Source organism: Burkholderia sp. Tr-862 (assembly GCF_011753085.1).
In the GTDB taxonomy this organism is placed as follows: Bacteria; Pseudomonadota; Gammaproteobacteria; order Burkholderiales; family Burkholderiaceae; genus Burkholderia; species Burkholderia ambifaria.
The window spans coordinates 1-1,802 of sequence record NZ_VWWG01000355.1 but is presented as its reverse complement, the minus strand read 5'-3'; the positions used below and the strand labels follow the sequence as shown (position 1 = coordinate 1,802).

At 73.4% G+C, this 1,802-nt stretch carries 1 protein-coding gene and 1 pseudogene; both read left to right on the top strand.

The annotated features are described in order from the left end of the window. Nucleotides 1-1,604, top strand: a 1,604-nt coding sequence (gene bcsE / locus F3J14_RS34785; protein WP_247682363.1) for a cellulose biosynthesis protein BcsE, incomplete at its 5' end; no start/stop codon positions are given. Further along, nucleotides 1,601-1,802 (top strand): annotated as a pseudogene (locus tag F3J14_RS34780) (hypothetical protein); the annotation flags it as partial. The gene bcsE and the pseudogene F3J14_RS34780, both read left to right, overlap by 4 nt.

Here is a 1,802-nt window from a genome sequence, read left to right as displayed (position 1 = left end):
GTCGCCGTCGGTTGCCGCCCGCGTCCGCGTCAGCGGCAGCCGACGGCGACGCCGCGATCGAACCGGACGCGCCGCGCCGTGCGGCGCCCGCTCCGTTCGCGCGGCTCGCGGGCGGCTTGCGCGCGATGAAGCGCTACGGCTTTCGCACGCGCTCGCTGTATTTCATCGAAGGCGCGCAACGCTGGTTCAGCTGGGACGACCCGGTCGCGCTCGCGGAAGAGGCGCACGCGCTCGCCGACTGGTGCCGCACGCACCGGATCGCGCTGGTGCTGCTGGTCGATCCCGAGATCGTGCGCACTGGCGCAGCTCCCGACACCGACGATCCGCCGCTCGTGCGCGTCGCGAATCGCGCGCCGCGCAGCGGCTTTCACGGCGTGTGCTCGGGCGTCGCGCAGTTGCAGCGCACGCACGGCGAGCTGCTGTGGGTCGTCGATTTCTGGCGCGGGGGCGATACGCTCGCGGCCGGCGAAGTGCGGCCGCTGCGCTTCGCGCCGGGCGGCCGGCTCGCGGCGATCGTCGACGGCGGTGCCGTCCAGCCGTCGCGCGGGATGAAGCTCGCGACCGACGAGGATCGCGTCGTCGTCAGCCGTGCGGTGCTCGACGACGCGGGCCGCGTGCCCGCCGGCTGGGAAATCGTCGACGACAACGCAGCGGTCGTCGCCGCCTGTGCGCACGCGCAGGCCGCGACCGCGGTGCTCGCGTTCCGCTCGCATCCGCAGCTCGAGGCATTGTGCGCGGCCGTTCACGCGCTGCGCCGGCAATGCGGCGGCGCGCTGAAGATCGCCGTCGTCGAACGCGGCGAGGTGCTGCGCCAGCAGTTCGAGATGCTCGTGCTGAGCGTCGGCGCGAACCGCGTCGTCGCGCGCGACCTGCCGCTGTCGCGGATGCAGGCCGCGGTGAACGCGCTGCACGGGCAGCTCTATGCGCGGCCCGTCGCGCCCGACTATCGCGCGGCGCTCGCGGCCGCGCTCGGCGATTCGGTGCTCGGCTACCTGCCGGTCGGCGCGTTCTGTCTGCGGATTCGCGCGGTGCTCGATCGCGGCGCCGTGCTCGCGCTGCCGCATACGCTCGCGAAGATCGCGCTGCTGCCCGGCGTGTCGCACGTCGACGCGCTGCGGCACTGCCGGCCGCGCCGCGCCGGCGACGTCGTGACGGCCGATGCCGGGCACCTGTACGTGTTCCTGTTCGCGTGCGAACCGGTCGATGCCGAGGACGCGCTCGCGCGGATCTTCGACGTGCCGGTCGATACGCTGTCCGATCGCGTCGTGTGTCTCGGGGCAGGCAGCATCGACACCGAGCTCGATGCGCTGAAGACCGAGAACCGGCGCGCGCCGATCGCCGACTACAGCGACCTGTTCGCGGCGGCGAAGCAACCGGGCGCGACGCGCGTGCCGGCCGAGCGCGCGGACGAAGGCGCGGGCGCGGTGAGTGCCGAACCGGGCGGCGAGCCCGATCCGAACCTCGACAACTCGCCGCGGCCCGTGCGCGACGAAGACCCCGTGCCGGCCGCCGCTGCGCCGGCGCCGTCTGCCGACATTCCCGCCGCGCGTGCGCGCGGCGCCATCCGCAGCGCGATGCCGCTGCGCAAGCCGGAGGGCGCATGATCGCCGAACTCGTCATCGGATTCATCGTCGGCATCGCGATCGCGGTGCCGGTGTGGATCGTCGCGCAGCACCTCGGCATCGGCATTTTCGTCGGCTTCTGGATGATCCTGTCGCACGTGAGCACCGCCGATTTCCTCACGCGCGGCGGCTTCGACTTCGCGGGCTGGCTCGCGACGGTGTCGCTGTCCGCGCTGTGGC